The following is a 24,781-nucleotide window of genomic DNA, read 5'->3' on the forward strand; positions in this document are numbered from 1 at the left end:
TGGAGTCCTTGGTGACAGAAACGGCTCTGGTGCAAATAGCGCGGGGGCGAATCGATTAAGGTGTCAGGCTGAACAAATTGAGAACCGACGATGAGCAAGCTGAAGAGCCTTGACGAACTGGTCGCAGGCTGTCACTTTGACCGCGACGTGATCATTCTGTGTGTTCGCTGGTACCTACGCTACAAGCCTAGCCTGCGCGAACTGGTCGAGATGATGGCGGAACGGGGTCTGTCGCTGGCGCACACGACGATCCTGCGCCGGGTGCGGCGCTTTGCGCCGGAGTTCGTAAAACGGTCGAACCGCTTTGGCAGGCCCACAGGGCAGTCGCGGCGTGTCGACGAGACTTACCTCAAGCTGCGCGGCAAGTTGGTCTATCTTTATCGAGTGGTGGATCGGGTGGGCCAGACAGTAGACTTCATGCTCAGCGCCAAGCGCGACGTGAAGGCGGCAAAAGCCTTTTTCAGCAAGGCAATCGAACATCAAGGCCAGCGACCGAATACCATCACGCTTGATGGTTGTGCAGCCTCGCACCGCGCCGTGCGCGAGATGAAGGCCGATGGCTTGCTGCCTGATGACACAAACGTCCGATCCTCGAAATATCTCAATAATTTGGTCGAGCAGGACCATGGCAACATCGAGTCCCGGACAAAAGTCATGCTCGGCTTCAAACGTTTCAGGAACGCAGCGATTACTCTCTCAGGTATTGAATTGGTCCATCGTATTCCCAAGGGCCAATTCAGCCTCGCGAATCTTGGCCTCAAAGGTACCGCTGCGCCCGCAGTTTGGGAGGCCGTCCTGTCTTCTTGATGAGGTATCCTTTCTATAGCAAAAACCTCCACCAGACCGTCTATTTGCATCAGAGCCTGCGTCATCGTGCGGTCCTGCTCCAGATACGCGGCGATGTCGGCGGCCGAGAGCGGTTGATCGCTCGGCGCCTTCATGCTGACGGCCTGCACGCCTCGCAGCTCCAGTATTTTCAGTATCTGCTCGCCATAAATTCCGTTGATGCAGACGAGCGGCCAATCAGACGGACAGATGAAGGTAGCCAGCGCAGCCTCCATACCGTAGGAACCGCTGCCCTGGATTGGGACGACCGAATGTGTGTCATTCCCGTCGATCAGCTCGATCATCAGTTTACGCACCGAAGCCGTGATGTTTTTGAAGCTCCGGTCGCGCGAGCCCATATCGAATTGCATCTGTGCCGTCACTTCGTCGCTCAAGGCGAACGGGCCTGGTGTCATTAAGAAATGATGTCGTTCATCCATACAGCACTCCTAATTGAGACGTTTATATGCAGATGCGGTACGAACGCTTTGCCGCGCGGCAAAGTTTTCACAGGAGAATCTTCCTGTCTGTGCAAAATCTGGCGGTGGGCGAGTGCCGAGCTGCTTGCAGTAAGGCTCAGTAGCTCCACAATCTTCGCGGAATCGACGGATGCACGAATCGTTAGTCGATAAGGGATTTTGGAAACCAACCGCTAGATTTTCAACGGAAAGCACGATCATTTCTAGATGCTATGGGAGGGCGGTGGAAGTAAGCCCGCTGGAGTAAAACGGCTTTTCCAGACCCATTTCGGCAAAGGAGCACGCAAAATGGATACGACTGACACGGCCCTCCCATAGCATCTAAGATAAGTAGTGTGCACGATCACTCGTCGCTACAAACGCCGTCATATGCCACCACCAACGTCGAAGGGCCGCGCGTAAGATCTGCTCTGCGAAGCGCCGCCGCAATTACCGAAAATTCTGTAGCGTTCGGTCCCGCCTTCGGGTTTCCGGTGACGGCCTGTTTCCACCCCCATGTGGTAGGTTGGCAGCAACGCTCCGTGACAGCCTATCGCTATTGCTCAATGTACCCAGCGCATAGGTTTTCAGGGGGAGCAAGAGAAAGAGGTTAATGGGTGTGTGAAGAGAAAAGCCAAGAAATCGAATCTGGCGAGCGCGAACCGATGCCACGCTACAGCGGATCATGGTCCATGATGCGATTATCAGGGCAGTCCACCACGGCACTGTCGCTGTCAATGCAAGCTGCGCGAGCCCCGCTAGAAGCGATAAGGCGAGAAATAGCGAGCCCAGATTCAGTCCGATCACCTCCAGCGTAAGGTAGCGATCGAGACAGGGCAGCAGGCGCAGCGAAAGCAACGTGTCCCGATACGTACTGCGCGCCCAACGCAGTCGTTGGCGCAGATACGCCCCCAGACTGTCCGGAACGTACTCGGTCCGATAACCTGCCGTCAGCATGAGAATCGTGAGATGGCGGTCCTCGCCGAAGTCGCTCGGTTTCCCGCAAAAAAGTTGCGTCTCGTACTGATCTAGCAGCAGAAGGAGCGCGGACCGGCGGTACATGGCACACGGACCACAGCAACACATAACAGCGCCGAAGCGAGCCTGTGCCGCGCGCTCTTCGTTGCAAGCCAACCAGTACTCCATATCGATCAGACGAGTCAACCAGGTATCATTGCGGTTGCTGGCGGTCAACTGACCCATGGCGGCGCCTATCGTCGTGTCTCGCATTCTCAATACGAGCTTCTTGACGACATCGGGCGCCAGCGTCGTGTCCGAGTCGACGTTGAGTACCAGTTCCCCGGATGAAGCGCGTATTGCGGCGATTTGTGCCTTGCGCTTTCCCATATTTTGGGGGAGCGTAATGAGGTTGAATCTCGGGTCGCGTGTGTACGCATCGTATACCGGCCTCACGGCGTCGAGATTCGCAGAACCATCATCAACCACATAGACCCGCAGTTTTCCGGCGTAGTCCTGGTTTGCAATGGACTCCAGGCACGCCGAGAGCGTGCGCGGTTGCTCGTTAAAGCACGGCACGATGACATCCACGCCCGGCAGAGCGTCGGAGTCGACCAAGCCGTCCGACAGCGATGACACGTTTGTCGGCTGAGCATAAAGCGCCTGCGTGCTTTTATAGACAGTCGAGAGCAGCGCATAAAACGAGACAGCGCTAGTTGCGGCAAGCATGTTCATAGGGTGTCTGGTTCGTTCGCTGAGGTTGAGGAAGCGATCGGATTGCAAACCCCCGGTCATGCAATGCTGGAATCATGAGGGAAAGCGCCATGAGGGTCTGCTCGCGCAGACCAGCGTGAGTGCATCGTCCCAACTCATCGGGAGGGCATCCGTCGTGCAAGAGTACAATTGCGCCAGGCTGGACAGAGGCCAGCACTGCGCTGACAATCGCGTCCACGCCGGGACGGGACCAGTCTCGCGGGTCTACCGACCAGTGGAGGGGCGCCAGACCAGCGCTCGCTGACGTAGTGAGCACTGCTTCGGTCCACATGCCATACGGGGCACGCATATACCGCAGCGGAGCCTGGGGGCTCGCCATCCTGATGACCCTGCTTGCCGTTAGTATTTCCTGTTGTACTTCGGTGGGTTCGCATCTGGACAGGTCCGGATGAGTCATCGTGTGGTTTGCGACCTCGTGCCCTTCTGCGATCATTCGCTGGATCAGCTTCGGCTGACTCGCTGCGTACGCGCCGATGACGCAGAAAGTCGCCGGCACCCGGTGTTCCGCCAGCACATCGAGGATGTCCGGTGTGCAAAGCGGATTAGGGCCGTCGTCAAACGTCAAATAAACGCTGCGACGCCCGGAGATGTCAGCGCACTCGCTACGCGCTTCGAATAAGCAGTGCCTCACAGCTCTGGCCCGTTCCGATCAATTAGCGTTCCGGTCGGCCAGTCGCTCATTGACCGTCCAATCGGCAAGACGACAATGAGTACGTCCTCGATGCGCGTGGGCGGCTTGTCGAGATGCACTTCTCGCAGGGTCGACCTGACGCGAACTCCAGACACAATAGTCGCCAGACCGTGTCGGCCGAGCAGCCTTGCAATATGTTGCCGCAACGCGTGTCGAACTGTGCCGAAGCCGAATGGAACGCCAAGTTCCTGCAACACGGGATACATCACGCGCATTAAATGAGGGATTCCGAGTCCCTCAAGATCTGGACGTACCGCGTACAATCCTAGTTCGGCCACTAGTAGATCGACTGCGCCGACCTTGATGAAACGACGCAGTGCGCCGATATGAGCCGCTACGCCGCGCGCGTCGTAGCCGATTGCACGGACCTCTGGCCTCGCACCAGCCCAACTGTGATTGCCTTCGAATGGTTTTGCATTAAACGCCCCTGTCGGTCCGTAGGTCTGTCGGAAGAACTCGGACAGTTCGATGTGGTCGGCGAGTCGCAACTCGTTTTCCCAAGCCAGCCTCCACCGCACCTGAGAGCGCATGGAGAGAGGTCCTTCAGCTGTGGACACGGCCAAATTCACGACTGCCCCCTATGCGCCGTCCGGCCTTTGAGGGTGGACCTGACGCACGCGAACGACTTTCTGAGAAAGCGGTTCGATTTCATGAAATCATCTGCACTCTGGAACAGTTCTGGGATGAAGCCCGAAGAAAAGAGCATTTCCGTCAACGCTTCACGGGCCGATCGAACCGCATCCACGATGGAGATTACATCGAGTGCGCGTGCCTTTCGCACCAGATCTACCAAAGACTTCCCCCGCATCTTCCGCACGATCTGACTGCGACTGACACGAGATCCATTTGGCCGGGTCCCTGATGCATTTGGCACCTGCAATCGGCTGCTCGCGATTCGTCGCGAAGTCAAGGCGAAGTCGAGCGGTGGCTCAACTGTACGAAGGTAAGCGGCCGATATAGAAAGGGTTTGGAGAACTATGCGAAGTTTTGCCGGTAGTAAGCGCCTACGCGACCTGCCAGACGCTTGTTGCGTCGTGTCGGCGCGATCCAGCTTGTCCATGCCGCCGAAGGCCGTGGCCGCATTGGACATGCGCCTCGGTTGATGCTCGGCGTACGCCTGAGGATTTTTCTCGGAGTCAGGGCAAAGATCGACAACCATTTTGATATGCCTAAATTCCATTTCTCCGGCCCGACGTTTTGCTACAGTATTCATGAGAGCGTCCACGAGAAATTGACTTGAAATTTGGTGCCGTATCCGCCGAGAAAGTTCAGCGAGTTCGGCATCGGCGTTTCCTTCGTGCAGGTGATGAAGCGTCGTCAGTGGTGCTTCATGTTCCCACCGATATGGCCGCCCGTCGGGCCGTCCACGCCGCTGTTGCGCCATGCGTGAGCCAGTCGCAGACGGACTGCCCGCTCACGCCGAGTTGCTCAGCGGTAAGCTTGCGCTTGATCCTGTCTCCGAGCAGCGACAGGGCCGCGCTCGCGTGCCCCGATGCATGTGATTGATCGACAACTGCTGCAATGTCATTTCCTCGGCTTCGCTCAGTTCTACGACACACTTCTTCCGCTACCCGGCACCACGAAGGCGCCAGCAGGTTGGCGAAATCCAGTCGGATGTACCAGGAATACTATCCTCCATACTGTACAATTCGTGAAATCGATTGTTTTGATGGAACACATCCACACTATGGATAAGTTGGGATCATGCGTTTCAAGGGCCTCGATCTAAATCTCCTCGTCGCGCTCGATGCTCTGATGACCGAGCGTAACCTCACCGCGGCGGCACGCAGCATCAACCTGAGCCAGCCGGCCATGAGCGCGGCCGTCGCCCGGCTACGCGCCTATTTCTGCGATGAACTGTTTACGATGAGGGGCCGGGAACTTGTCCCCACACCGCGTGCTGAAGGGCTCGCTGCTCCAATCCGCGAGGCTCTGGTGCACATCCAGCTCTCCGTTATTTCCCGGGACGTCTTCAACCCGGCCAAATCGGATCGCCGCTTCAGGATCATCCTTTCCGATTTCATGGCAGTCGTATTTTTTCGAAAGATCGTGGAGCGTATTGCACGGGAAGCTCCCGCCGTCGGCTTCGAATTGCTACCACTTGCCGATGACCCCGATGAGGTTCTCCGGCGCGGCGAAGCCGATTTTCTTATCTTGCCGGAATTGTTCATGTCGAGCGCGCATCCTAAAGCGAAGCTGTTCGAGGAGACACTCGTGTGCGTAGGCTGCCGCACGAACAAGCAGCTATCAGGGCAGCTTACATTCGAGAGATACATGTCGATGGGGCACGTTTCGGTCAGGTTCGGACGTACGCGGCGGCCCTCCATCGACGAGTGGTTTTTGCTTGAGCACGGTCTCAAGAGACGGAACGAGGTCATCGTGCAGAGCTTTAGCATGATCCCGCCTATGCTAATAAACACTGACCGTATAGGGACGATGCCCTTCAGGCTGGCCAAGCATTTCGAAAAAACGATGCCTCTGCGGATCGTCGAACTTCCGCTGCCACTGCCCGCATTCACCGAGGCCGTCCAATGGTCTGCCCTTCACAGCAGTGATCCGGCAAGCAACTGGATGCGGGAGATAATATTGCAGGAGGCGTCACGCATGGTTGCTCCGCGTGAGACCACGCGAAGACCAATCCACCCAGGTTAGAAAATGGGATCTTTCAGCAAGGCTTTTGCGGCATGGATCTGTGGGGTTTCGAGGGTTTTGTGGCGACATAACGGATATCACCACACCAGGCCTGATTCGGCGCGGTGACGGCAAACGCCTGATCGAGCAGGTTCGGCGCGAACGGCAAGCCATGTGTCAATCTGGTTGTTGCCTTGAATTTGCGTTTCTGGTTGCAACGCAACCCCCTGCTTGCGACGCAGTCTCTTTATCGGATACGCCGACGTGCAAGCCATGCGCTACGAGGTGCCTTGCAGGCGTTCGGCCCCATAACTCTCGCGGGAGCGCTGATGTGCGCCAGTATCTCCACCTCAAGCCGGGCCCCTGCTGCGCGCGGTGACGCCGCCATCGCTCTATCCACGAATCAAAGACATAGTGCGGGTAGATAGTCGATCCTGAAAAAATTCAGTTTGCGGTAGCGAGCCAAGCCAAGGGTGCGCCTGTCGGCGAACAGGAATCAACCCATCGAAAGCGGTTGTGCCGAACAATCGCTCGGCTGCAGCGTGACATTGGCGAGCCCATGCAGCACCGCGAGGATAAAAAATCCAGGCCCCCGGCCGAGACGGACGACGGCGCGCAGCAACCAGCGCAGGTTGTAACCGGCAGCGCACAGTACCGCGTGTAGCGCATCGCCGCTTTGCCCTTTGAGCGAAATAATCGGCCCGCTGCCGCAAATCGCGCCGAAGAAACAAAGGGTGGCTTCGGTGTGGCAAAGTCGAATGCGGCGCTGCGGAAGACCGGTGAGGCAATGGTGCGTAATGCCCGTCTTTGAGCGTGGTCCTGGGTGACGTCATCGATATTGGTGAATCGGCGTGACGGCGTAAGCTGCTGTGCTGATATCCCGTTTAAGAGAGTGAGCTAACGACGTACCCGATGCAGCGCCATTCCCGCAACTGAAGATGGAGCAAGCCTTGGCCCAACGCAACCCTGCAGTCAGCCTGAAGCCGCGCAAGTCCCGGGCGGCAGCATTGTCGATCACCCATCCCAATGCCGCCGGCATCGACATTGGCAGCGCGTCCCACTTTGTGGCTGTCCCGCCGGATCGGGACGATGAGCCGGTGCGCGAATTTGCCAGTTTCACGGCAGACCTCAACGCCATGGCCGACTGGCTCAAGGCCTGCCGGATCGACACCATCGCGATGGAATCGACCGGCGTGTACTGGACCGTGTTCGAACTGCTGGAGTCGCGTGGTTTCACGGTCATGCTGATCAATGCGCGTCACGTCAGGAACGTCTCGGGGCGCAAGTCCGATGTGCTGGATTGTCTATAAGGACCTCCCCGTTTTTGCAAGCTGGGTTTAGTGATTCATGTGTTTGATTCCTGTATCGGCAAAGTGAGGGACTACAACGACAACGGTTGGCGGCGAGACAGACTGCATGCCTATAAACGGCCTTGCTGGGCGCCGTCACAACCGCGCCCGGGCCCGGGTAGTAACCGCGCAGCAGGACTCCATCCAATGGACGGCGAATACATGCGAGGTAGCGCCTGACAATCCTTCGAGTTCGCCTGCTGCCGGTCTGACCTGTCGCTCTATCCTTGTCGGTTGCGTCCTTCGACTACGAAGTCAATTTATGGTGATGTCGTTTAGGGTTTCACGCGCCCGCCGCCCCACCAGTGCGAGCGGGCGCGTGGGACGGATCGAATCGTTCTCCCTTGGCCAGCACCGCCCAAAGGATACGCGCGTGCTTGTTGGCTACCGCGACCAGCGTCTTGCTGTAGCCCACGCGAGCCCGAAGCTGGACGATCCAGCAAGAGAGCCGGTCCTGGCGGTGGTGAGCGGTGAGGACTGCGGAGCGTGCGCCCTGAAACAGCAGGGTTCGCAGATAGTCGCTTCCCTGTTTGGTGATGCGCCCGAGCCGTTGCTTGCCGCCACTGCTCTTTTGCCGGGGCACGATGCCCAGCCATGCGGCCATCTGCCGGCCGTTCTTGAATTGCTGCGCGTCCACGATGGTCGCCACCGCGGCCGATGCCGTCAGCCGGCCCACGCCACATACGTCCATGCAACGCCGCGCCTGCGGGTCGTGACTGGCGTGCTCGGCGATCTGTCTGTCAAACCAGGCGATTTCGTCGTCCAGCGACTGCCATTGTGCCCAGCCGCGCATCAGGGCCTGGCGCGCCGGCCCTGCCAGCTCGTTGTTGCCATCCTCAATGCGCTCGACGAAATGCTTGCGCAACTGGTTGATACCTTGCGGCAGGAACACGCCGAACTCGACCAGCAGGCCGCGCAACCGGTTCACCAGTGCGGTGCGCTCCTCCACAAATCCCGTGCGCATGCGATGCAGCACCAGGACGCTTTGCTGTGCGGCTGACTTGACCGGCACGAAACGCATGTGGGGGCGGCTCGCCGCTTCGCAGGTCGCTTCGGCATCGAGTGCATCGTTCTTTACGTGAACGCCGCCCTTGCGGTAGGGAGCGACAAACTGCGGTGGAATCAGGCGCACGTCGTGCCCGAGCGCGCGCAGCTTGCGTGCCCAGTAGTGCGCCGCGCTGCATGCCTCCATCGCAACCAGGCACGGTTCCAGATTGGCAAACCAGCTCATGAATCGCTCGCGCGCAATCGCCTTGCGTACCACGACATGGCCGGCGCCGTCGACCGCATGAATCTGCATGATGTTCTTCGCCAGATCCACACCAACACGAGTAATCTTGTCCATGACTTCCCCCTTCCCAGAAGGTTGTGTAGCACCAGCCATGATGGCACCAGACGGTGCCGGGTGATCGGGGAGGTCCTTACCAATTCAATGGATCCAGCAGCTCATGACGTACGGTTTGCTGCGCGGGGCATTTCGCCCGGCCGACCAGGTCTGTGTGCTGCGCTCGCTGTGGCGCCAACGTGGGATGCTGTTGCGCAGCCAGTCGCGCCACGTCCAGCATATGCAGAAGGCGCTGACCCAGATGAACGTCCAACCCGCCAACGTCATCTCCGACTTAGTCGGTGTGACGGGCCAGAAGATTCTGCGCGCCATTGTGGCCGGCGAGCGGGATGGCCATGCGCTCGCGGGCATGAAGGATGCGCGTATCCCTGCCAGCGTCGAGGAGATAGCTAAGAGCCTGCAAGGCACCTGGCGTGCCGAGCACCTGTTCGCGCTCAGGCAGGCGGTGGACGCGTTCGACTTCATCGGTACGCAACTGGCCGAGGGCGACCGCGAGATCCAGCGACAGTTGCAACGCCTGCAAACTCATGAGGGTGAACCTGCCAGGGGCAAGCAGCGCGGCCGGACACGCAACGCGCCGAAGTTTGACCTGCGTACGCAGTTGGTCAGGATGTGCGGCGTGGACCTCACGCGCATTGACGGCATCGACGTCACGACGGCGCTGGCTGTCATCTCGGAGATTGGCGCCGACATGTCACGCTTTCCCTCGGCGGCACACTTCGCGAGCTGGCTGGGGCTGTGCCCAGGAACCCGGATAACCGGAGGCAAAGTGATGAGTGGCAAGACCATGCGCTGCGCTAACCGCGCGGCCCAGGCCCTGCGTCTGGCCGCTACGGCATTGCGCACCAGCCAGTCGGCACTGGGCGCGTACTTCAGGCGGATGTGTTCGCGTATGGACAAACCGAAGGCCATTACCGATGTCGCCCACAAGCTCGCGCGACTCATCTACACAATGCTTACCAAGGGCGAGGAATACACCGATCAAGGGCAGGACTACTACGAAGAGCGCTGCCGCGAACGTGTTCTTCGGCAGTTATCCCAGCGCGCCCAGAAGCTCGGCATGAAGCTCGTCGCCACAGAACAACCGCAACCCGTCTGAAAAACTCATTCCCAATCAGACACTTGGGGTGTGTTTCTTAAGAGAGCCAGCAACGCCGCATGCCGTGGTCGTCCTTCACATGGCCGATGACCGGTTCGATCGCGTGCCGTCGCTTGAGCCAACGTCGCTGCGTGCTGATCAGGGTCTTCCGTTTGCCGCGATGAATAAGTCATACTGATGATGTTTCGGCATTGACGCCCCGAACCCCGAGATCGACCAGCACGGCCTTCGGTTGCGGCATACCCGGCAGATCCTGCAACAGAATGGAGCTCTGTTCGAGTTGCTCCGCCAGCGTGTGGCCGTCGTATGGGTTGCCTGCGAACGCCCGCGCCGACGATCAGTCCTTGTTTCGCGGTGGTCGCGAGACCTCTTGACGCCGTGTCGGGTAGCCGCTACGAATTTGCTGCATAGCGACCCCCTCAGGACCGTGCATGTCCCTTTAATACAGACGGCTCAAGCCTTTCAAAGCCCCCGATTGGGAGGAGGTTCGTTACTGTTAGACCACGACGATGGATCTGTTGGTGGCAGACGGGATGGACCATGACGAGATTGGCCCGCGCACTCGATCCTCCGTCCACACGACGAATGCTTTGCGTAGCCTCAATCGTCCTGGGTTCCCTTCTGCCGTTAGTCCACCAGTATCGCGTCCAATACCCAGTGCCGCGTCCTTCATGATGGAAGTATCGCGCTCTGATCCATCGTGCGCCCTTGCACGGATGCCGCCGGCAGCACCACTTCCACAACGCCTGCCAGATGGCAGTGTCGACTGCGCTGTAGACTTCTTTCGAGACCACGTATCGACGATAGTTCGACCAGTCATCGATGATCGGGTTGAGCAGGCCGATTAGATTGACCTGTTTGGCCGATGCATTGTCCTTGATGACTGTGCGCACTTTCGTCAGAAACGCTTGAACATTCTTTTTGGTGACTTCATGAGTAGCTTGCCGTTGGATATTTTCGAATGTTCTGCCCGAGGAAGTCGAACCCTTGCGAGATGTACGTGATCCTGGTCCTTTCTGGGGAGAGCGTCAGTCCGCGCTCCTACAGAAAGACCTCGACCAGTGGCTTGAGCTCGTCTTCCAGCAACTCTTTCGAGTGACCGGTGATCACAAAGTCATCGGTATAGCGCATCAGACTGAGGCAGCAATCAATGATGGACGACACCTGTAATCGGCTGCACCGGAGTAGACAAATCGCAGTTGTTTTGAGCGACATCAATGGAACTCGCGTTCCCGGCGGAATCTGCGCGGCGAGATCGCAAAAGGAGAAAATAAGTAAATCAAGGCACTATAGTTTCACCGTCCTGCCATGAAAAGGCGTTATCTCTTGAAGTCAGCCCGTGAAGGGCGCGAGATCGAGGATGATATGCAACACAATACTCGTAAATCCGAACAAGGTGACAGAGAGGATGGTCACAACAACGGAGACGTCGTCATGCTGCATATCGCTTCCGTACGCGAAAGGCCTAGCTCAAAGTCCGAGACGGACCACGCGGTCCCTATTGTGCAGTGGTACGAGAGCGCGCTTACCGGCATCTTGGAGATATCGAAGGTACTTACCGCCCCCTGCCGGCTCGAAGTCATGTTGGCCAACGTCGTCGATCTCCTGCAATCGTTTGTGCAGATGCGGCTCGGCATCGTCTCTCTCTTCGACGATGATGGCGTACCGGACATTACCGTTGGCGCCGGCTGGAGCGAAGGCAGCGATGAGCGCTACCGGATGCGCCTGCCGCAGAAGGCAATTGACCAGATCATGTCGACGGACAGGCCGCTCGTCGCCGAGAACGTAGTGGGGCATTCGGGCTTCAGTGCCGCCGACATGGGCGTGCTCGGTGCTTCCGACAACATGCGAGTGTCGTTCATCGGCGTTCCTATTCGCATCGACGCGAAGGTCGTGGGCACACTGACCATCGACCGCATCCCGGACAATGGGTCGAACTTCCGGCTCGATTGCGACGTGCGGCTGCTTACTATGATCGCCAACCTGGTGGGGCAGACGGTGAAGCTGCATCGCTTATTCAAGAGCGACCGCGAGCGACTGATGGCGGGGAGGGACGGGCTGCAAAAACAATTGTCCGAGCTCAAGTACCCTGCGCAGGAGCGTAAGAAGTTTCAGGTCGAGGGGATCATTGGCGACAGTCCGGCGCTGCGCGGCCTGCTTGAGAAGATCGCGGTGGTAGCCAAATCGAACAGCACAGTTCTGTTGCGCGGCGAATCCGGTACCGGGAAGGAGCTGGTCGCCAAGGCCCTTCACGAGCTGTCGCCGCGAGCCAAGCGGGCCTTCATCAAGCTCAATTGCGCGGCGCTCCCTGAGACGGTGCTGGAATCCGAATTGTTCGGTCATGAGAAGGGTGCCTTTACCAGCGCCTTCAATTCGCGCAAGGGGCGCTTCGAGCTCGCCGACAAGGGGACGCTGTTTCTGGACGAGATCGGCGAGATTTCGGCCTCGTTCCAGGCAAAGCTGCTGCGCGTCCTGCAGGAGCAAGAATTCGAGCGCGTCGGCAGCAACCAGACCATCAAGGTCGATGTTCGCGTGGTTGCCGCCACGAATAAGAACCTGGAAGACGCGGTGGCAAGGAACGAGTTCCGCGCCGACCTTTATTATCGCCTCAGCGTGGTTCCCTTGCTGCTGCCGCCGTTGCGTGAAAGGCGCAGTGATATTCCTCTCCTCGCCGTTGAGTTTCTCAAGAATTTCAACAGCGAGAACGGCCGTACGCTGACCTTCGATGCGAGCGCGATTGAAGTGTTGATGAACTGCGGTTTTCCCGGCAATGTCCGCGAGCTCGAGAATTGCGTGCAGCGGAGCGCGACCCTGGCGCCGGGACCAGCGATCGTGAGAAACGACTTTGCCTGCTGCCACGGCCAGTGTCTGTCCGCGATGCTGTGGAAGAGCGGATCGGACGAGATGGCGCTGCAGCCCGGGCCGATCGTACCAGTGCAAGTGAAGCCGGGTACGCCCCCGGCTGAGGCTGCTACGCCGGGCGCAGTTGCGGTCCCGCCTGTCGGCAGCGAGCGGGCTCCGCTAGTGCCTGGCGGTGCAGCTCTCGGAAGTGGTGCGAAGATGACCAACCGCGAGCGTCTCATCGCCGCCATGGAAAGATCCGGCTGGGTGCAGGCAAGGGCGGCGCGGCTGCTTGGACTGACGCCTCGCCAGATTGGCTACGCGCTGAGGAAATACGGTGTCGAGATCAAGCGTTTCTGAAAGCACTGTCGGACTTGCGGCGTATCGGGGCCGCGACATCGGGACTGATGCGAATAGCTCAGACAAGTCAAGCCAGGGTTTGGCGCGGACCTTGGCATGATCACGATCGGAAGCGGCCCAGTCGGCTCCAATTCGGTAATCGTCGAGAACAGCCCGGCCGACCTCAGGGGCGGTCGGTATCTCGACTAAGGTGGTGCGAACGCTGCGCTGTCATCGCCGGTGCGTCGGCCATGTCGCGCTCGACCATCAGCTCACACCGGATGCGGTCAGCGACGCAAGCGGTGGTGTTCGATCGCGTTGAATTTCTGGAGGCGCGCCCGGGGTCATATCAGCGAGGCGACTCTGTCGCACGCCAACAAGATCGCGCGCCGTCTGGGCGCTGTGGGCAGATGACCGGGAGTTCCGGGCAGAAGATACATCTGCCGCTGCGGTTGCGTAGTCAGCCCGGCTAATAGAAGGACAAAACGCTGACAACACGAGAAGAGTCGACCGATTGCTTAGGTAATCATGACGTGATGGCACGACAGGTTAGAGCGTGGTCGGCAAGGCCCGGGAATGTCCGAGCACCGTCGAGTGTGCGAAAGCGACGGGGAACCGATCAAGCGAAACCCGTCAGGCACAGCGGCACAGCCACATTGAAAGTCCGAATCTATGGTTGCAATCTACCTACCCATCATCACCGATTGAAAACTTGGCAAACTGAGGGTGTCCATGTACTGACATTCGTTGAGTCGAAGTTGGGATCGAGCGCGGCTGGCCGCAATGGCCAACATTAAGACATTCAGTAAAAGCGAGTAACAACCCAAGTTCGTTCCTCACGCATCACTACCCGTCTGCCTCGCCCGGCTTGATTCCGCCAAGGTATCGTGTGAGAGTTCGCCCAGAATTCCTCACTATCTCCGCCCAAGCGGAGTCCAGTCTCTCGCGGGGCATGGTCAGCGTAATGACACCGGCGAGTTGCCCGGACGGGCCGAACACCGGCGCGGCGATACCTGCCAATTGCGGATCGCGGTCTCCTGCTAGCGCGATGACCTGCTGGCGGCGGATCTGCTGACCGAGTGCCTCGTCGCCCTCGTGGCAGTAGGCTTGCAACACCCGGCCTCCTGTGCCACGATCCAGCGGCAGTAGCTCGCCCGCGCGGATGTGATCTCGCACAGGCTGTGGCGAGTCGACGCGATACAGGCATAGCCGTTGCGCACCTTGACGTACGTGAAACGCGGCGCTTTCACGGGTTGCGGCCACCAGTTCCTGCAGCACGGGTATCACCAGCGACTCGCTGGAGGACGATTGCGCATAGACGGCATGCAGCCTTGCGACGCCGGACCCCAGCACGTAGCAGCCATCGGCGCGGCGCACCACGAGATGCGCATGTTCCAGCGACGCGAGCAGGCGCAGCACGGTGCTCTTGTACAGACGCGTGCGTTCCGCGAGCGCGCTCAATGACAGCACGTGCGTGCCGTTGCCGAAGGCAGCCAGCAGGGTCAGCGCACGGTCGACTGCTGCCACGCCGCCGGCTGCCAGATTGTCGTCGGCCAACGATGCGATGGCGGGCTGTTTGGACATCGTGCTTCTCCTCAGACGGACCGTTGCAGCAACGCTTCCACTACGCCGAAGCCGAGGTGGCCCGCCGGATCGAGCTGTCGTAGTTGTGTGATCAACTGTGTTGCGGTTTCGCGTTCGCCGCGCCGCAGGCCGATGAAGGCGAGCGCCTTTAGCGTGAACAGCCAGAAGCGGGCGGGACCGGGCGGGATCGGGCGCGTGGAAGTTCGCGTCGCCGGCTTGTACCATCTGCCAATCCTCATTCAACCCGGCGGCATGCGCAGCTGCTTTTAGTCCCAGATGGGCCGCGTGCTCTGCCTCATCGAGTTCGCGGCGTCCGGCATGGAATTTGTTGAGCAGATAGTAGGCGGCAAGGCTTCGCGGAGAGGTCAGTGTGACGCTCCACAGGACTGCGTCGATCTGCTCGGCCGGCGCGCCATGCAGGCCTTCGATGAGGCGCCGCACCGGTTCGCGGCCTTCGAGTTGACGCGTGAAGATTTTCTCCACGTCGGCCATCGTCACGCCGCTGTAGAGCACCGCGTCGGGATAGATGAGCACGTTCGTGCCCTGATCGCACGGGCCGAGACAGCCCGAATACGTGATCGCGACGGTATCGGGCGCCTGGCGTTTCTGCTGTTCCGCCCAGAATGCCTTCAGCAGCGCGGTCGAGCCCTTGCGGCCTGCGCAGACGACGCGCGGATGCTGCGGCGGCCGGTTCTGGGTGCAAGCAAACACATGTCGTTCTGGTCTGGCCATGACGATGTTCGTCAACCGAACTTGAACAGGATGCCGTGACCACCGCGCGGGTAGTCCCACTCGATATTCTGGTGGTCGGTACAGAGGATGCGGCAACTGCCGCATTCGAGGCAGCCGTCGGTGATCAGCGTCACCGCGCCGTTGCCTTCGGCCTTGTAGCACGAGGCCGGGCAGACGAAGGTGCAACTCTTCTCGCTGCATTCGCTCCGGCAGACGTCGGCATCCTTGATGTGGACGTGCGGCCGTCCTGCATCGACGCGGTAACGGTTCTGGAACAGCTTTTCCTCTACGTTGACGGGTAGGGTGCTCATCGGAAGGCCCTCAGGAGTTTGTAGGCGTCACCCACGATGCCGGAAAGCGAACGGGCTTTGCGGAAGCTCGAAAAAATCTCGCGCTCCTTGCTTTTCTTGTCCTTACCGTCGACCGTGAGCATCGTGCGCGCGGCGCGCGCCATGAGGTCGGGGTAGGTCGTGAAGAACTGCGGATTCTGGTGCAGCACGGCCGGCATGTCGCGGTACTTGTGCAGGTCTTTCATCACGAAGCTCTGATCGAGCGCGGCCTTGTAGGCCTTGAGCGTGCCGGCGCGGTAGCCTTGGCCCGCGGCTTTCGCGTGGATCACCGTTTCGGCGGCGAGGCGTCCTGAGGTCATGGCAAGATTCGATCCTTCTCGGTGCGCGGCGTTCACGAAACCGCCTGAATCGCCAACGATCATCCAGCCGTGGCCGTAGACCTGCGGGATTGCGTGAAAACCGCCTTCGGGAATCAGATGCGCGCAATACTCCTTCATCTCGCCGCCCGCAATCAGCGGTGCGATCGACGGGTGCCGCTTCATCTTTTCGAGGAGCACATAGGGGCTCGTGCGGTTGGGGTTTTTCTTGAAGTCGCTCAGCATACAGCCCACGCCTATGGTGAGCGATTCCTTGTTGGTATAGAGGAAGCCAGTGCCCATCATGCCGTCGGTGATCCTGCCGACCATCTCGATCACGACGCCGTCGTCCTCGCCGACGTTGAAGCGCTGGCGGATCGTCTCCTCGGGCATGAAGAGAATCTCCTTGACGGCGAGCGCAACGTTGCCGGCCCCGATCTCTCCATGAAAGCCCGCCTTGCGCGCGAGCGTCGAATTCACGCCGTCGGCGAGCACCACCACGTCGGCATAGACATCGCCGTGCTCGCGGTCGCACTGCACGCCGACCACCAGGTCGCCGTCCATGATCAGTTCCTTCACCGTGGTCTCGCAGAGCAGCAGTGCGCCGGCTTCGCGCACTTTCGATGAAAACCACTTGTCGAACTGCGCGCGGATGATCGTGTAGCGGTTATAGGGCGGCTTGTTGTAATCCTCGCTGCGCACATGTGTACCGACAAACGACGTGTCGTCGAGCATCCACATTCGCTGCTCGATGATGTGGCGCTCCAGCGGCGCATCGTCGCGGAAGTCCGGGATGATCTCTTCGAGCGCTTTGGCGTACAGGATCGCGCCCTGAACATTCTTGCTGCCCGGATATTCGCCGCGCTCGATCTGCAGCACTTCCAGACCTGCCTTGGCCATTGTGTAAGCGGCAGCGTTGCCGGACGGACCGGCGCCGACCACGATCACATCGAACTGTGATGGTTTTCTCATCGTGATTCTCCTCAGGCAGCCTGCTTGCGGCGCCGGGTCAAATGCTCCACAAAAGCCTGCTTCAGCGCGGGCAACACTTGCAACGCATTGCCGACAATCCCGTAGTGTGCGAAATCGAAGATGGGTGCGTTCGGGTCGGTGTTGATCGCCACGATCACGTCTGCGCTTTCCATGCCCACGCGGTGCTGGATCGCGCCGGATATGCCGGCGGCAATGTAGAGCTTGGGCCGTACCGTCTTGCCGGTCTGTCCCACCTGGCGCTCCCCCTCGACCCAGCCGGCCTGCACACATGGCCGGGTCGCACCCACTTCGCCGCCGAGCACGTTCGCCAGTTCGAACGCCAGCTGGAAGTTCTCCGGGCTCTTCAACCCCTTGCCGCCGCTCACAATCACATCGGCATAGGGCAGGTTGATCCGGTTGCTGCTCGCATCCGGGATAAAGTCGAGCAGCCTCGTGACGATATCCGTCTCGATCATCCCCAGCGTTCCCGGGACGATGTTGCCGGTGCGTTCGGCGTCGCGCAGCGGCATCGGCATCACGCGCGGGCGCACCGTCGCCATCTGTGGACGGTACGCGAGCGTCATGATCGTGCACAGCAGCGAGCCGCCGAAGGTGGGGCGCGTCGCCGCCAGCGCCCGCGACGCAGGATCGATGTTGAGTTCAGTGCAATCGGCGGTCAGCCCGGTCAGCAGGGTCGTTGCTACGGAGCCGGCAAGGTCACGGCCCATCGACGTCGCGCCCAGCAGCAGGATCTCGGGCTGATGCTGGTGGACGAGGTCGGTGAGCCCTTTCGTGAACGGCTCGTTGCGATAGCCTTGCAAGACCGGGTCGTGGACGATGTACGCATCGTCCGCGCCGTAAGTGAAGGCTTCTGCGGCAAACTGTTCGAGCGGTTCATTCGCGCCGCCGAGCACCGCGATGCCCACTCGGCTGCCGAGCGTGTCGGCCAGTTTGCGCGCTTCACCGAGCAGTTCCCACGAGACGCTGTGCACGTGTCCACGGTCGTGCTCGATAAAGACCCAGACGCCTTTGTAGGCCTTCAGGTGTTCCGGCAGTTCGAGGATGCGTCCTGCGCGGCCGGCGGGTTTCTTCGCGGGGGCGGCGGGTGCGTTCATGACCCCTCCTTCATCAGCAGGTCAGCTTCCAAAGTAGGATGGCGCGTGAAGATCTTTTGCAGCAGGTTCACCAACACGTCGCAAAGACTCGATGCGTCGAGGTCGAGCATCTCCGCTTTCTCGCTGCGCGGCGTCGGTCCAAAGACTTTGCTGACCACTGTCGGCGAGCCCTTCAGACCGATCTTGCTGAGGTCTTCGATGCCGGCCTGTTCGCAGTTCCATTTGTGCACCGGATAGCCGGCCGCATGAATCATCGCGGGCAGCGTCGCAAAACGCAGTTCGTTGGTGTTCTCCAGCATTGTGATCAGGCACGGCAGCGCGGTCCTGAGCACGTGCACGCCGCCCTCGGCGCGGCGCTCGACGGTGATCGTGCGCGCATCGAGAGCGGTCTCGACGATGCGCGACACGTAGGTCAGCAATTGCAGCCCGAGGCGTTTGGCGATACCGGGGCCGACTTGCGCGGTGTCGCCGTCGATCGTCTGCTTGCCAGTGAACACGATGTCCACCGCCTGCTCCTTCGCGATCTGCTGGATACCCGCTGCCAGCGCGTACGACGTAGCGAGCGTATCCGCGCCAGCGAATGCGCGGTCGGTGAGCAGCACGGCGTCGTCCGCGCCGAAGCTGATGCACTTGCGCAGCGCTTCCTCGGCCTGCGGCGGGCCCATGCAAAGTAACGTGACCTTGCCGCCGAAGCGGTCCTTCAGCCGCAGCGCCTCTTCGAGTGAAAACAGGTCATACGGGTTGACGATCGCCGGAACACCTTGGCGCATGATCGTGTTGGTGACCGGATGAACGCGGATCTGCGTGGAGTCCGGGACCTGCTTGATGCAGACGACAATGTGCATGGTCTTAACGATGTGCATGGTCTTGCTCCACCTGTCAGGCAAGGGTGCGCGCGGGCAGCGACGCGCGCAGACTGTCGAGTGAAACGTGCTGCCGCCCATTTGTGTCCCGGAACACCTTGAACACTTTTTCCTGCGCCGGCGTGGAGGTGACGAAGTCGCCGTAAGCCTTGAGCAGCAGCGCGTGATATGACGCGAACAGCGCGCCTTCGTCGCTTTCCGGCAGCGCGTCCTGTTGCTGGATGTACTGAAAGAAGCGCTTGAGGATGTGTAGCCGACTCACGTTGACGATCTTCTGGTCGAACGGAATGCCGAAGAACTGCAGGAAGTCCTCGGCTGAGGACAGCGCCTTGAGTTGCTGGACAAAGCTTTTCATAGCGTTTACTCCTTGCAAGCGGATGAGGATAGATGCGGACAGAACGTCGGCTCGGCGAAGTACTTGTCGCAGGCGTCGCTGGTGGCGCACGGCGGCGTCGTGCCAGACTGATCGGGTTGCGCGACGCACTTCGTGAAGCGGACCACAGCGCCGTTCATGACAATTCTCCGACGGTGTAGCGCAACTCGATCAGGAAGCGATACAGGTCGGCGGCGCTGGGCGCTTGCTTGTGCTGGGTGGCATGGTGGCGGATACGGGGCAGCAGCAGCACGAGCAGCTTTTCACTGACGGGCAGGCCGAGCGCGTCATAAGCCTGGCGCACGCTTTGCGAACCCGAATGCTTGCCGAGCACGACCGAGCGTTCGCGACCGAGTTCGGCGGGATCGAAGCTCTCGTAGGTCGATGCATTCTTCGCGAGCCCGTCTGTGTGGATGCCGGACTCGTGCGTGAATACGCTGGCGCCGACAATGCTTTTGTTCAGCGCGACCGGGCGTCCTGAAGCCCGTTCGACAAGCCGAGAGATGCTCAATAGCGCGGTCGTGTCGACGCCGGTATTGCGACCCATGATATGGCGCACGCCCATCACGATCTCCTCCAGCGCGGCATTTCCGGCGCGTTCGCCGAGACCATTGACGGTGGTGTTGGAGTGGGTTGCGCCGGCGCGCAGTGCGGCAAGGGTGTTCGCGGTCGCGAGCCCGAGGTCGTTGTGCGCGTGGATTTCGATTTCCAGATCGACCGCGTCGTGCAATCGCGCAATCGCTTCATAGGTCGAAAAAGGATCGAGGACGCCGAGCGTGTCCGCAAAGCGGATGCGTTGCGCACCGCACTGTTGCGCGTGCCGCGCCACGTCGTCGAGGAACGAGGGGTCCGCGCGCGAGGCATCCTCCGCGCCCAGCGAAACCTTGCGGCCGCTTTTGACGGCGGCGCTGATCACGCGATTCACCTGCGCGAGCACCCATGAGCGCGGCTGGCGCAACTTGTGTTGAAGGTGGATATCGGAGACGGGAATCGACAGGTGAATGATGTCGGGATTGCAGCACAAGGCCGACGCCAGGTCCGCGTCGGTGAGACGGCCCCAGACCATCAGATCGGCGTCGAGATTCAGCGCGACGATGGTCCGGATGCAATCGATTTCCTCGGCACCCATTGCGGGGATACCGATTTCCAGTTCGGGTACCCCGGCGCTTGACAGCGCCTCGGCAATCGCGCATTTTTCGGCAACCGTGAATGCGACGCCAGCGGTCTGTTCGCCGTCGCGCAGTGTGGTGTCGTTGATGATCGGATTCGACACGGGAAGTGGTCCTTTAGGCATTTGATCATACCCATCGCAAGTACTGTGCCATGCACGGTTACTGCGAATAGCCGCTTGCCGCGGGGCTTCCCGGCGTTCGCTGGCGCTGTGATGAAGCGGTCCCAACGAAGACCTGTCGCGAATGTCCTGTTTCGAACAGCTAGGTGTAGCGAGGAACACGGCGCTGCAAAAAGCGATGGACGACGCGATGTGCGTGGTCAGCCAGGACGTGCGGACGCCATCGGTGCGATGCAAACGCTGTAGGGATTGGCTATCCATAGGAACGACGATGCCGGAAGATAAACAGAGGCAGCGGCTATCAGCGCGGCTATGCGCTCGCGGCGATGACCGCCATGGCGCTTGAAGAGGCCGCACAGCGCTAAGGACGCTTGCCCCCCAGTGCTCACGCGCGAGGTCGCGCGTATGTCACGGCGGTTCGATCGTCAGGTCGGCGTCGCGCAGCTTCACGCAGCACGCGAGACGCGATTGCACGTCAAGACCCCATGCACTGTCGAACTGGTTGTTCTCCTCGTCGTCAGGAGGCGCCAGTCAGTGAGATTGTCATGATTGTCTTACACGGAAAACGAACTGCCGCAGCCACAGTTGCTCTGCGCATTGGGGTTGTGAATGACGAAGCGCGAACCTTCCAGGCCGTCTTCGTAGTCGACGCGCGCGCCGAACAGGTATTGCTGGCTCATCGAATCGACCAGCAGCGTGACGCCGTCCGTGACGGTCTGCATGTCGTCGTCCACCACCTGGTCGTCGAACGCGAAGCCGTACTGGAAGCCCGAGCAGCCGCCGCCGGACACGTACAACCGCAGCTTCAGGTTGGGATTGCCTTCTTCCTCGATCAGCGAGGCCACTTTCGCAGCGGCCTGAGGCGTGAATTCGAGCAGGCCCGGCATGACGCCGGGTGTGGCGGAAGCCGGTTGGGCGAGCGTTTCCATGGAGGTTCCTCTCAGGCTTGAATGGACTCACTTCGGGTTGGATGAGCAGGTCGGTTGCTCGGCGAGTTGCAGGTCGTTGGCTACTGCGCCTCGAAGCGTCTGGCGCGGGCGAAAGTCGGACACGGCCGCCTTGATCGCGTCCTCGGCGAGAATCGAGCAGTGGATCGCGGTCGGCGGCGATGCCAGTTCCTCGACGAACTGATGCGTGCACAACGTCCCGGAGCGCATGCCGCGCTCGTGGACGCCGCTGTGCATTTGGCACGCGATCCGCACGCGCGGCCGGAGCCCCACATATAGCGCGCCGATGCCGTTGGGGCCGTAGATCTTGTGAGCCGGGAAAGACATCAGATCGACCGGCACTTGCCGGCGCCCGGGGCATCCACGTGCAGCAGGATGCCCCGGGCGCGGCAGAGCGCGCCGTTTGCAGCGATGTCCACGTGGCCGCTTTCCTGCACCGGCAACACTGTGACCTCGAAGCCTTCGCGATCAAGTTCGGGCATCGCGCCAAGCACCGACTGGTGCTCGGTCGTGAGCGTCACCAGGGGATTGCCTTTGGCGCGATGAAAGTGCGCGGCACCCTTGATCGCGAGGTTGTTCGATTCCGTCGCTTCGGAGGTCCAGACAATCTCGCGCGGGTCCGCGTTCACGAGCGAACTGGCCTGTTCGAGGGCCAGTTCAACCGCTTCTTCGGCGACCCAGCCATAGGCATGCGAACGGCTGGCAGGATTGCCGTACATGTCGATCAGGTAAGGCAGCATGCGTCTGATCACGCGCGGATCGACCGGCGTGGTGGTGGCATGATCCCGATACACGGGGTCGGCGCCGCGTGGATGAAGGCCGGTGCTGACGCGTTGGAAATCCGACATTGCAGGCTCCTGAAAGCGGGGGTAGTGCGACCTTCATTGCAACTTCCATGCCAGTGGATTTTCACGCTCTAGTGGCCTCGTTCAGCCGGTCCGGTGTTGTTTCGCTGTTGTTTTTGTGTCGATGCGCGCGACGAGCCCGGATTTTCGTCGTCCTTTTTGTCGGATTTGTCGTTGCGCACGCGGGATTGACATGCGCGATGGCTCAATCATCAGGCGTAGAAATGGGCTTACCTTAGACGCTGTGTCTTTGCGTTGATCTTGCGCTTTGCGCTGGTACATCGAAAGCGCGCAGCGCACGAAGAGGAAGTCAATGTGAACATGCAGGCGGCCGTTGCCCGGCAAGCGCTGGACGGTGTCTACGAGGCGAGCAAGACGCTGGTTTCGTCGCTCGATGTGGCAAAAGCCTTCCCGAGTCCCTGAACTATCTTGTGCGCACCATGGAGTGGCGGCGCGCCTTTGTGGTGCTGGCCGAACCGGACCGGCAACTGGGCGGCCTGAGCGCTACGGGTCTTTCGCGTGACGAGCAGCAGCGTCTTCAGTTCCGTCCCGGCGAAGGCACCGTCGGCCGCGCGTGAAAGAGCGGCATCGGGGTGATCGTGTCCAACGTGAATGATGAACCGTCGCTCCTGTTCGCATGGGTGGCGCGGACCAGATACCGGGGGCGTGCATCGCCATGCTAGCGACGCCGATCCACACCGACCGGCGCACTCTCGGCGTGCTCGCTGTCGATTGCGTGAACCCCGGTGCAAGCCGGCTGTTTGTCGATGACCTGCATCTGGTGATGATTGTCGCGACCCTGATGGGGGTAGACGTTGCTGCTCCAGCGCAGCGTATGCGCGGCGCACGATAGCATGCAGGATGACGTCAGGCGCATGCGGAAGGTGATCAAGCCCGCTTAACAGATCGACCAGGTAGTCGGTGTCTCGGCGGCGATCCAGGCAGTGTTCGCACAGATTCACCAGCTCGCCCCCGCGCGTACCATCGTGCTGCTGCACGGCGAGAGTGGCACTGGCAAGGAATTCATCGCGCGTGCGATCCACGACTTGTCGCCGCGTGGCAGCGAGTCGTTCGTCCGGGCAATTGCGCGGCGTTGATGGAGTCCTTGCGGGAAAGCGAGCTGTTCGGCGACGGGAAAGGCGCCTTCACCGGCGCGCAGGGGCCACAAGTAAGGGCCGCTTCGAACTGGCGGCGGTACGCTGTGCCTTGACGAGATCGGCGATATCGCGCCGTCGTTTCCGGCCTAGCTGTTGCGCGTGCTGCAGGAGCGCGAGTTCGAGCGTGTCGGCGGCATGACGCCGGTGAAGGTGGATGTGCGTCTGATTCTCGCGACCAATCGCAACCTTGAACGGATGGCGACGGCCGGCGAGTTGCGCTCGGATCTGTACTACTGTATCAACGTGGTCAGTATCGAGTTGCCGCCCCTGCGTGAGCGGCGAGAAGATATTCCGGCCAAGGCACAGCTTCTTGCCCGTTTCAACCGTGAAAACGCGCAGTCCATTCGCCTCGACGCGGAAGCGATGCGGGTGCTGATGAGATGCTACTGGCCGGGCAAAGTTCGTGAACTGGAGAACTGTGTCGAATGCAAGGCGACCATGACGCGTGACGGCGTGATCGACCGTTTCAAGTTCCTGTGTCAGGAGGACCATTATCTGACGAAGGTGCTGCACTACATCGAGCGCGAGGATGCGGTTCGTCCCGCGCCTCTGGGCGAAATGCCGATCGCTGAAGTGCCGTCGTCGCAGCCGCCGTACGGGCATCATGATCCGGATATGGCGTCGGCACCGGCTGTCTGGTGGGCAGCCCGGCCGCTGAGGCTGCCACTGATCTGGATCCGGCGGCGGACGACTGAACGTTCACGACATCGCAAGCCGGGGAAGCCGGAGGGTTAACGCGAACGATTGATCTGGTCGACGGAGCGCAGCGGCTCGGCCCAGGCGAAGGCGGCGCGCTTCCTGGGGATCACGCCCCGGCAGATAGGCTATGCGCTGCATACATCCTCTATTGAGGTTCACCGGTTCTGACCAGGATAGAGAATGCTTCGCCTACCCAGCTTGTGCGGGTCCATCTCGCTGGTTCGGCACATGCGTTCCAGGTCGTGTGA

The 24,781-nt window shown here is 60.4% G+C and carries 22 protein-coding genes and 7 pseudogenes; 7 read left to right on the forward strand and 22 right to left on the reverse strand.

Annotated elements, in window-relative coordinates; genetic code table 11:
* Positions 1-90 precede the first annotated feature (90 nt).
* Both B0G76_RS07835 and B0G76_RS42795 read left to right on the forward strand, forming a co-directional pair.
* A complete protein-coding gene (locus B0G76_RS07835; RefSeq protein WP_116140789.1) occupies positions 91-807 on the forward strand; it encodes an IS6 family transposase in 717 nt (238 codons plus the stop codon).
* A complete protein-coding gene (locus B0G76_RS42795) occupies positions 807-1,244 on the forward strand; it encodes a hypothetical protein (protein ID WP_183082012.1) in 438 nt (145 codons plus the stop codon). Before B0G76_RS07835 ends, B0G76_RS42795 begins: the two co-directional genes overlap by 1 nt.
* Before the next feature lie 489 nt (positions 1,245-1,733).
* Here B0G76_RS42795 and nodC read toward each other — a convergent pair whose 3' ends face one another.
* The 4 genes from nodC to B0G76_RS07860 are packed head-to-tail and all read right to left on the reverse strand — an operon-like array spanning position 1,734 to position 4,918.
* The gene (gene nodC, locus B0G76_RS07845) at positions 1,734-2,975 is read right to left on the reverse strand and encodes a chitooligosaccharide synthase NodC (RefSeq protein ID WP_120291346.1); all 1,242 of its coding nucleotides are present in this window, start codon (positions 2,973-2,975) and stop codon (positions 1,734-1,736) included.
* Entirely contained in the window at positions 2,953-3,645 is a 693-nt protein-coding gene (nodB, locus tag B0G76_RS07850) for a chitooligosaccharide deacetylase NodB (RefSeq protein ID WP_116140793.1), read from the reverse strand. The genes nodC and nodB overlap by 23 nt, the downstream gene beginning before the upstream one ends.
* Positions 3,642-4,235: a NodA family N-acyltransferase gene (locus B0G76_RS07855; RefSeq protein WP_105512354.1), complete on the reverse strand. Its 594-nt coding sequence runs from the start codon at positions 4,233-4,235 to the stop codon at positions 3,642-3,644. Before B0G76_RS07855 ends, nodB begins: the two co-directional genes overlap by 4 nt.
* 35 nt (positions 4,236-4,270) lie before the next feature.
* A complete protein-coding gene (locus B0G76_RS07860; RefSeq protein WP_120291347.1) occupies positions 4,271-4,918 on the reverse strand; it encodes a hypothetical protein in 648 nt (215 codons plus the stop codon).
* Between the two features lie 491 nt (positions 4,919-5,409).
* On the opposite strand from B0G76_RS07860, the gene B0G76_RS07865 reads away from it, so the two are divergent.
* Positions 5,410-6,357 (forward strand): LysR family transcriptional regulator, encoded by a 948-nt coding sequence (locus tag B0G76_RS07865; protein ID WP_116140779.1) that lies wholly within the window; start codon positions 5,410-5,412, stop codon positions 6,355-6,357.
* A 58-nt stretch (positions 6,358-6,415) separates the two neighbouring features.
* Here B0G76_RS07865 and B0G76_RS43580 read toward each other — a convergent pair.
* Together B0G76_RS43580 and B0G76_RS43585 are read right to left on the reverse strand one after the other, a co-directional pair.
* Positions 6,416-6,671 (reverse strand): annotated as a pseudogene (locus tag B0G76_RS43580) (IS3 family transposase); the annotation flags it as partial.
* Between the two features lie 161 nt (positions 6,672-6,832).
* Positions 6,833-7,024, reverse strand: a pseudogene (locus B0G76_RS43585) (hypothetical protein); the annotation flags it as partial.
* Positions 7,025-7,313: 289 nt separating this feature from the next.
* Between B0G76_RS43585 and B0G76_RS07870 the strand changes: the two are divergent.
* Positions 7,314-7,640 (forward strand): annotated as a pseudogene (locus tag B0G76_RS07870) (transposase); the annotation flags it as partial.
* Positions 7,641-7,968: 328 nt separating this feature from the next.
* Here the strand turns inward: B0G76_RS07870 and B0G76_RS07875 are convergent.
* On the reverse strand, positions 7,969-9,030 hold the full coding sequence (locus tag B0G76_RS07875) for an IS110 family transposase (RefSeq protein WP_116140796.1): 1,062 nt from the start codon (positions 9,028-9,030) through the stop codon (positions 7,969-7,971).
* 91 nt (positions 9,031-9,121) lie between these two features.
* Between B0G76_RS07875 and B0G76_RS07880 the strand changes: the two genes are divergently transcribed.
* The gene (locus tag B0G76_RS07880; protein WP_258875752.1) at positions 9,122-10,129 is read left to right on the forward strand and encodes an IS110 family transposase; all 1,008 of its coding nucleotides are present in this window, start codon (positions 9,122-9,124) and stop codon (positions 10,127-10,129) included.
* 43 nt (positions 10,130-10,172) lie between these two features.
* On the opposite strand, the pseudogene B0G76_RS43590 reads toward B0G76_RS07880, so the two are convergent.
* From B0G76_RS43590 to B0G76_RS43595, 3 genes and pseudogenes are all read right to left on the reverse strand, one after another.
* A pseudogene (locus tag B0G76_RS43590) lies at positions 10,173-10,494 on the reverse strand (IS5/IS1182 family transposase); the annotation flags it as partial.
* Positions 10,495-10,548: 54 nt separating this feature from the next.
* Positions 10,549-11,022, reverse strand: coding sequence for a group II intron maturase-specific domain-containing protein (locus tag B0G76_RS44705; RefSeq protein ID WP_181916737.1), 474 nt, complete (start codon positions 11,020-11,022; stop codon positions 10,549-10,551).
* Between the two features lie 148 nt (positions 11,023-11,170).
* Complete coding sequence (locus B0G76_RS43595; protein ID WP_258875522.1) at positions 11,171-11,293, reverse strand: hypothetical protein; 123 nt, start codon at positions 11,291-11,293, stop codon at positions 11,171-11,173.
* A 162-nt stretch (positions 11,294-11,455) separates the two neighbouring features.
* Between B0G76_RS43595 and nifA the strand changes: the two genes are divergently transcribed.
* A complete protein-coding gene (gene nifA / locus B0G76_RS07890; RefSeq protein WP_258875523.1) occupies positions 11,456-13,330 on the forward strand; it encodes a nif-specific transcriptional activator NifA in 1,875 nt (624 codons plus the stop codon).
* Positions 13,331-14,155: 825 nt separating this feature from the next.
* Here nifA and B0G76_RS44710 read toward each other — a convergent pair.
* The 12 genes and pseudogenes from B0G76_RS44710 to B0G76_RS07945 all read right to left on the reverse strand — a co-directional run.
* Positions 14,156-15,625 (reverse strand): helix-turn-helix domain-containing protein, encoded by a 1,470-nt coding sequence (locus B0G76_RS44710; RefSeq protein WP_408901764.1) that lies wholly within the window; start codon positions 15,623-15,625, stop codon positions 14,156-14,158.
* Between the two features lie 11 nt (positions 15,626-15,636).
* A complete protein-coding gene (locus B0G76_RS07905; protein ID WP_105512133.1) occupies positions 15,637-15,936 on the reverse strand; it encodes a ferredoxin family protein in 300 nt (99 codons plus the stop codon).
* The gene (locus tag B0G76_RS07910) at positions 15,933-17,243 is read right to left on the reverse strand and encodes an FAD-dependent oxidoreductase (protein ID WP_105512132.1); all 1,311 of its coding nucleotides are present in this window, start codon (positions 17,241-17,243) and stop codon (positions 15,933-15,935) included. The genes B0G76_RS07905 and B0G76_RS07910 overlap by 4 nt, the downstream gene beginning before the upstream one ends.
* Before the next feature lie 11 nt (positions 17,244-17,254).
* A complete protein-coding gene (locus B0G76_RS07915; RefSeq protein ID WP_116140802.1) occupies positions 17,255-18,358 on the reverse strand; it encodes an electron transfer flavoprotein subunit alpha/FixB family protein in 1,104 nt (367 codons plus the stop codon).
* Positions 18,355-19,203, reverse strand: coding sequence for an electron transfer flavoprotein subunit beta/FixA family protein (locus tag B0G76_RS07920; protein ID WP_105512141.1), 849 nt, complete (start codon positions 19,201-19,203; stop codon positions 18,355-18,357). The genes B0G76_RS07915 and B0G76_RS07920 overlap by 4 nt, the downstream gene beginning before the upstream one ends.
* A 34-nt stretch (positions 19,204-19,237) precedes the next feature.
* Positions 19,238-19,576, reverse strand: a complete 339-nt coding sequence (nifW, locus tag B0G76_RS07925; protein ID WP_105512130.1) for a nitrogenase stabilizing/protective protein NifW — start codon at positions 19,574-19,576, stop codon at positions 19,238-19,240.
* 5 nt (positions 19,577-19,581) lie between these two features.
* A complete protein-coding gene (locus tag B0G76_RS42800; protein ID WP_164862329.1) occupies positions 19,582-19,734 on the reverse strand; it encodes a hypothetical protein in 153 nt (50 codons plus the stop codon).
* On the reverse strand, positions 19,731-20,867 hold the full coding sequence (gene nifV / locus B0G76_RS07930; protein WP_105512129.1) for a homocitrate synthase: 1,137 nt from the start codon (positions 20,865-20,867) through the stop codon (positions 19,731-19,733). Before nifV ends, B0G76_RS42800 begins: the two co-directional genes overlap by 4 nt.
* A gap of 426 nt (positions 20,868-21,293) precedes the next feature.
* Positions 21,294-21,416, reverse strand: a pseudogene (locus tag B0G76_RS43600) (2Fe-2S ferredoxin); the annotation flags it as partial.
* A gap of 23 nt (positions 21,417-21,439) precedes the next feature.
* Positions 21,440-21,814 (reverse strand): iron-sulfur cluster insertion protein ErpA, encoded by a 375-nt coding sequence (erpA, locus tag B0G76_RS07940; protein WP_116140804.1) that lies wholly within the window; start codon positions 21,812-21,814, stop codon positions 21,440-21,442.
* A gap of 27 nt (positions 21,815-21,841) precedes the next feature.
* Positions 21,842-22,027, reverse strand: coding sequence for an iron-sulfur cluster assembly scaffold protein (locus B0G76_RS44715; RefSeq protein WP_258875753.1), 186 nt, complete (start codon positions 22,025-22,027; stop codon positions 21,842-21,844).
* Positions 22,007-22,680, reverse strand: a pseudogene (locus tag B0G76_RS07945) (aminotransferase class V-fold PLP-dependent enzyme); the annotation flags it as partial. The gene B0G76_RS44715 and the pseudogene B0G76_RS07945, both read right to left, overlap by 21 nt.
* A 318-nt stretch (positions 22,681-22,998) precedes the next feature.
* Between B0G76_RS07945 and B0G76_RS07950 the strand changes: the two are divergent.
* A pseudogene (locus B0G76_RS07950) lies at positions 22,999-24,701 on the forward strand (sigma 54-interacting transcriptional regulator).
* Positions 24,702-24,781: the final 80 nt, after the last annotated feature.

This window comes from Paraburkholderia sp. BL23I1N1 (genome assembly GCF_003610295.1).
Taxonomy (GTDB): domain Bacteria; phylum Pseudomonadota; class Gammaproteobacteria; order Burkholderiales; family Burkholderiaceae; genus Paraburkholderia.

What these genes read in the sequence shown, in the direction of transcription:
- B0G76_RS07835 (WP_116140789.1), top strand. Translation starts at nt 91, where the DNA reads ATGAGCAAGCTGAAGAGCCTTGACGAACTGGTCGCAGGCTGTCACTTT.
- B0G76_RS07855 (WP_105512354.1), bottom strand. Translation starts at nt 4,235, where the DNA reads ATGCGCTCTCAGGTGCGGTGGAGGCTGGCTTGGGAAAACGAGTTGCGA.
- B0G76_RS07910 (WP_105512132.1), bottom strand. Translation starts at nt 17,243, where the DNA reads ATGAGAAAACCATCACAGTTCGATGTGATCGTGGTCGGCGCCGGTCCG.
- B0G76_RS07860 (WP_120291347.1), bottom strand. Translation starts at nt 4,918, where the DNA reads ATGAATACTGTAGCAAAACGTCGGGCCGGAGAAATGGAATTTAGGCAT.
- B0G76_RS07875 (WP_116140796.1), bottom strand. Translation starts at nt 9,030, where the DNA reads ATGGACAAGATTACTCGTGTTGGTGTGGATCTGGCGAAGAACATCATG.
- B0G76_RS07865 (WP_116140779.1), top strand. Translation starts at nt 5,410, where the DNA reads ATGCGTTTCAAGGGCCTCGATCTAAATCTCCTCGTCGCGCTCGATGCT.
- B0G76_RS07920 (WP_105512141.1), bottom strand. Translation starts at nt 19,203, where the DNA reads ATGCACATTGTCGTCTGCATCAAGCAGGTCCCGGACTCCACGCAGATC.
- B0G76_RS42795 (WP_183082012.1), top strand. Translation starts at nt 807, where the DNA reads ATGAGGTATCCTTTCTATAGCAAAAACCTCCACCAGACCGTCTATTTG.
- nifW (WP_105512130.1), bottom strand. Translation starts at nt 19,576, where the DNA reads ATGAAAAGCTTTGTCCAGCAACTCAAGGCGCTGTCCTCAGCCGAGGAC.
- B0G76_RS42800 (WP_164862329.1), bottom strand. Translation starts at nt 19,734, where the DNA reads ATGAACGGCGCTGTGGTCCGCTTCACGAAGTGCGTCGCGCAACCCGAT.
- erpA (WP_116140804.1), bottom strand. Translation starts at nt 21,814, where the DNA reads ATGGAAACGCTCGCCCAACCGGCTTCCGCCACACCCGGCGTCATGCCG.
- B0G76_RS07905 (WP_105512133.1), bottom strand. Translation starts at nt 15,936, where the DNA reads ATGAGCACCCTACCCGTCAACGTAGAGGAAAAGCTGTTCCAGAACCGT.
- B0G76_RS07915 (WP_116140802.1), bottom strand. Translation starts at nt 18,358, where the DNA reads ATGAACGCACCCGCCGCCCCCGCGAAGAAACCCGCCGGCCGCGCAGGA.
- nodC (WP_120291346.1), bottom strand. Translation starts at nt 2,975, where the DNA reads ATGAACATGCTTGCCGCAACTAGCGCTGTCTCGTTTTATGCGCTGCTC.
- B0G76_RS44710 (WP_408901764.1), bottom strand. Translation starts at nt 15,625, where the DNA reads ATGGCCAGACCAGAACGACATGTGTTTGCTTGCACCCAGAACCGGCCG.